Here is a 4,520-nt window from a genome sequence, read left to right on the forward strand (position 1 = left end):
TCAACGGGCGATCGGCACCTCCTTACGGCCGATCCGGCGGTAGAGATGGTCGTCAAAATAGGAGAAACGGGCGGTTTCCCCGCCGGTCGTGAGGGTGAGTCGAAGTTTCTCGCCGCACGAGGGCACGCGGATCCTCTCTCCGGGCTCCCAACGCGCGAGGCGCTTGTCGTCACACGGGCGGGTTGTTCCCTCACTCTCCACGACTTCGACAACCAGGCGAGCGTCCTTCCAGACCTTGTCGTTCGCGTTGACGACCTCGAGCCACCCGTCTTCGGGTGAGCTGACCTCGATAGTCATTTCCATCGAGTCGCAGGCGACGAGCCCGATGATAAAGAACAATCCGAGGGAAAGACGCACAACCAGTCGCATCATCTTGCTCCGTTCGCCCTAGAACACCGCTGTCTGGACCTCTGCGACACAACCCGGGCTTCTTCAACATTCTAGCCCGCATGCTCCAGGACGCGTTCGAGAGTGATGATTCGAGACTCTTCTGGAGACTCAGCAGACGGAATCAGCGGCCGAGGGTATGACGTTTCGTGACCACCCGTGCTAGGGTATGCGGACACGAAAAGATGAATTGTGAGATTTTGCCTGAGCGCGAGAATCATCGGAGGTCAAGATGAAGAGAAATGTGGTGTTCGTGGTCGGAGCGGCGCTGCTGTTGGGCGTGAGTGGGGCCTGGGCGCAGCAGGAAATCATCGCCGACGTGGTGAAAGCCTGCGAGCCGGAGATCAAGGCCTACTGTAGCCAGGTGACCCCGGGTGAGGGCCGGCTGCTGGCCTGCTTCTACGCGCACGAGGACAAGCTGTCCTCACAATGCCAGTGGGCTCTGTATCTGGGCGCCGCGCAGCTCGAGGAGTTCGCCGCCGCGGTGACCCACCTGGCGGTCGAGTGTCGCGACGATCTTCTGAAGCACTGCGGTGAAGTCCGTCTCGGTGAGGGCCGCGTCGGCACCTGCCTGCTCGAGCACAAGGCCGAGGTCACCGACGCCTGCCGGCAGGCGATCGACGATGTCGGCCTCGAGGTCGTCGAGAATTAGCCCCCGCGAATCGGAATACGACACAACGCCGAACCGGATCGTCGCGACCGGTCTCGCGTCGTCGTCGGTCGCAGAGTGCGCCTGCCGAGCGAATTCGTGCTCCTGAGGGGCAATGCGCCATGCGTTCACTTCGAGACCTGAAGAGCCGGTTGGATGCCCTTCCGAGGGAACGGCTGATCCAGGCGCCGACGCCCCTCCAGCGGATTGCCCGGCCCTCGGAGTTTCCAAAAGGTGCCGATCTTCAGATCAAGCGTGACGACCTCACGGGACTGGCCTTCGGGGGCAACAAGGGACGCAAGCTCGAGTACATCGTGGCGGATGCCCTGGCGCATGGAGCCGACACCTTGGTCACCTGGGGCGGCGTCCAGTCCAATTGGTGTCTGCAGACCGCAGCCGCAGCCGCCCGGGTGGGCATGCGGGCGGTGGTCGTTCTGCTCGAGAAATCCGGGATGTCCGCCGATGACGACGGCAATGTGCTGCTCGACCACCTCTGTGGTGCGGAGGTCCAGGTAGTAGAGATCGGCCCTGATCGCGGCATGCTGCGGCTCGAACAGGTTGCCGATCTGGTCGAGCCGGTCGTCGAGGATGAGAGAGCGGCCGGCAGGAAGCCCTATCTGGCGCCGATCGGCGGTTCGTTTGCCGAGGGATCGATGGAGGCGCCGTTGGGTGCGGCGGGTTACGCCGGCGCGTTGGTAGAGCTCCTGGAACAGGCCGCCTCGCTCGACCTGAGGGTCGACACCGTGGTGCACGCCAGTGGTTCGGCGGGCACCCAGGCGGGTCTGGTCGTAGCCGCAAAGATTGCTGCGCCGCACGTCAGGATCGTCGGCATCAGCGTCGTGTCCGACGCCGAAACCCTGCGCGGGCAGGTGAGGTCCATTGCCGCACAACTCCTCGAATTGCTCGACATCGATGCCGAGATCGGGGACAACGATGTGATTGCCTTCGACGACTACCTCGAACCGGGGTATGGCGTATTGACGCCGCAGATCAGCCGCGCGATCGCCGCTCTTGCCCGATCCGAGGGAATCGTGCTCGACCCCGTCTACACCGGCAAGGCATGGCTGGGCATGATGGATCTGATGGAGTCCGGCTTCATCAAAACTGACGAGAGCGTGATCTTCATCCACACCGGAGGGACCGCCGCCCTCTTTCCCTACCGCTCGGGGATCATGCTCGATCTTGCCGAATGATCAGTGAGCCTCCGAGACCACCAACTCGATCCCGGTTCCTTCACACCAGGCCCGGAGTCGGTCGAAGTGGCGGCCGAAGATCAGCACCAGGTGGTTGCCGAGCGGTGCGCGCAGAAGATCGGTCACCGCACCGCCGCGATCGAGCCGGATCTCAACCTGGGTGCGACAGAGGTTCTCGGCGTCGCCCGCGCGCAAGATCTCACCCTCTGCGAGCCACAGCCGCTCCAGCTTCCGTCCGCCGATGCGAAACACCGTGACCGGACCGGTGGGCAGTGTTCCCTGAATACCTACGCCCAAACCGGACTCAAAATGGGAGCGCAATCGGTAGTCTTCCACAAGGCTGCGCGGCACGGTGCAGTGAGCCAGACAGAGCCTGTTGCCGGCCGGGTCGAGCTGGGCCGGATTGGCCATCCACGGCGTGACGCCGAGCAGCTTTTGCGCCCATAGGAGACCGACGGTGCTGACCAGATCACCCTCGCACCCGGCGATGACGCCCGCGTCGGTGAGCTGTGCGAGCGCGAAGCAACCGGTTGTCCGTAGCTGCTCGACGAAGTCGAAGCAGCGGACCGTGAGCGCGTCAAGGCGATGGTCTTCGACGATTCTTGCCAGCGCACGATAGACGCGGGCAACGTCTTGTAGCTCGGATATCGTGGGCTCGCACACTTCGCTTGCGGACGACACGAGCTCGTCGACGTGCGAAACAGCATCGTCTGTTGAAACTCCTTCGACCTCACTCACGACGTCGTCCATCTCGATCTTCACGACCGTCGGTCCCCAGGTCTCCCTGACGGTCTCTGCGTCGGGCATGCTGGCGACGAGCCAGTCCGACGGTATGCCCACGAGCCCGACACGCGCCTTGCGCAGCGCCCGCCGGACACTCAGGTCGTGGAGAGCGTCGGCCAACTCGTCGAGACCGTCCTGGTCGTCGGGCCTGCTGAGGTAGAAGATGCGGCCCGTATTGCCGTCCTGCTGCAGCCGTGCCAGCACCTCGAGGGCGGCCGGCAGCGAGTTGTTGCGCGGGTGCGCGATCAACAGCAGAGGCTCGTCGGGCGCTGCCCTTCGTCGCTCCGTCCACGCATTCAGGATGACCTTCTCGGATCCGCCGGTTGCGACCAGGAACACGAGCGGGCGGGGATCGGCGGGAGGGGCAATGTCATCAACGCGTGTGGCGCCGAGCGTCTCGAGCGCCTCGAGGTAGTCGCCGATGATGGCGTGAAGCTGCTGTTCTCCGAGGAGCGTGCCTGCGTGAACAGGCATGATGTCGAATTTCCGGACCATGGGGACCCCCCGCACCGAAGATGGTACCGGAAGCGGTGAGGTCTCGTGATTCGCAGCGGGGTGCTCGATGGCGTCCCGTGATAGGCTCCGGGCCTCGAAACCGGTTCGGTTTTGGATTCGAGCATTGAACGAGAAGAACTGCCAGCACTGCGCACGATTCGTCGATGACCCCGCCGTCATCGAACGCGAGTTCCCCGGGATCAAGATCCTGGGATCGATGTACGCTTCGGTTCGCGGCTCGGCCGGGATCTGCCGAGAGTTCGACCGCTTCATGGATCCGATTCCGGCCGCAGACTGCAAGGCTTTCGTGATGCGGGAGGAATTCCTCCCTATGCCTTGATCCGCTCCATCTTCGGGTCGTACATGGGCCGGATCGAAGCCTCAGCCGGGTACCTCGTGCCGGCGATATCGACCTCCCATTCGCCCTCCTGGACATAAGCCTTGTTGATTGGTTCGCCGGCCTCGATCATGGCCAGACCCACGGCGCCACCGAGCGTGTGTCCGTAGCTCGCCGCACGGATGTAGCCGACCGCCTGGTTGTTTCGATGGACGACCTCGGCGTGGTAGAGGAGCGGCTCCGGATCCTTGACTAGAATCTGGAGCAGGCGCCGGGGCAGCGCGGGGCCCTGCGCCTTTCTCTCGACGCAGTAGGCCTTACCGATGAAGTCCAACTTGTCGAGGTCGACCACGAATCCGAGCCCTGCCTCGTAGGCGTCATCGGTGTTGTCGATGTCGTGACCGTAGTCGCGGTAGCCCTTCTCCATGCGCAGGCTGCCGAGGGCCCTGAGGCCGGCGTGGCGCAGACCGAGGTTCTTGCCCGCCTCGACCACGCGCTGGTAGACGTGGACGGCCTGCTCGGCGGGGATGTTGAGCTCGTAGCCGAGCTCGCCGACGTAGGTGATGCGGTTGCAGCGCAGGCGCGCATATCCGATATCGATCTCACGCGACGTGCGGAAGGGGAAGGCCTCGTTGGACAGGTCCGCCGAGGTGATCGACTGCAGGAGCTCGCGCGA

6 protein-coding genes are annotated in these 4,520 nt (G+C 63.9%); 3 read left to right on the top strand and 3 right to left on the bottom strand.

Annotated elements, in window-relative coordinates; all coding sequences use genetic code 11:
* Complete coding sequence (locus LJE93_12680) at positions 1 to 372, bottom strand: hypothetical protein (protein MCG6949759.1); 372 nt, start codon at positions 370 to 372, stop codon at positions 1 to 3.
* 247 nt (positions 373 to 619) lie between these two features.
* Between LJE93_12680 and LJE93_12685 the strand changes: the two genes are divergently transcribed.
* Together LJE93_12685 and LJE93_12690 are read left to right on the top strand one after the other, a co-directional pair.
* Positions 620 to 1,039, top strand: coding sequence for a cysteine rich repeat-containing protein (locus LJE93_12685; protein ID MCG6949760.1), 420 nt, complete (start codon positions 620 to 622; stop codon positions 1,037 to 1,039).
* A 119-nt stretch (positions 1,040 to 1,158) separates the two neighbouring features.
* The gene (locus LJE93_12690) at positions 1,159 to 2,229 is read left to right on the top strand and encodes a D-cysteine desulfhydrase family protein (protein ID MCG6949761.1); all 1,071 of its coding nucleotides are present in this window, start codon (positions 1,159 to 1,161) and stop codon (positions 2,227 to 2,229) included.
* Here LJE93_12690 and LJE93_12695 read toward each other — a convergent pair whose 3' ends face one another.
* Positions 2,230 to 3,507, bottom strand: a complete 1,278-nt coding sequence (locus tag LJE93_12695) for a hypothetical protein (protein MCG6949762.1) — start codon at positions 3,505 to 3,507, stop codon at positions 2,230 to 2,232. It lies immediately after the preceding gene.
* 124 nt (positions 3,508 to 3,631) lie between these two features.
* Here LJE93_12695 and LJE93_12700 point away from each other — a divergent pair, with 124 nt between their 5' ends.
* A complete protein-coding gene (locus LJE93_12700) occupies positions 3,632 to 3,847 on the top strand; it encodes a hypothetical protein (GenBank protein ID MCG6949763.1) in 216 nt (71 codons plus the stop codon).
* Here LJE93_12700 and LJE93_12705 read toward each other — a convergent pair.
* A partial coding sequence (locus LJE93_12705) for an aminomethyltransferase family protein (GenBank protein ID MCG6949764.1) occupies positions 3,837 to 4,520 on the bottom strand: 684 nt, incomplete at its 5' end. The genes LJE93_12700 and LJE93_12705 overlap by 11 nt on opposite strands.

The organism is Acidobacteriota bacterium, from assembly GCA_022340665.1.
Lineage (GTDB): Bacteria > Acidobacteriota > Thermoanaerobaculia > Thermoanaerobaculales > Sulfomarinibacteraceae > Sulfomarinibacter.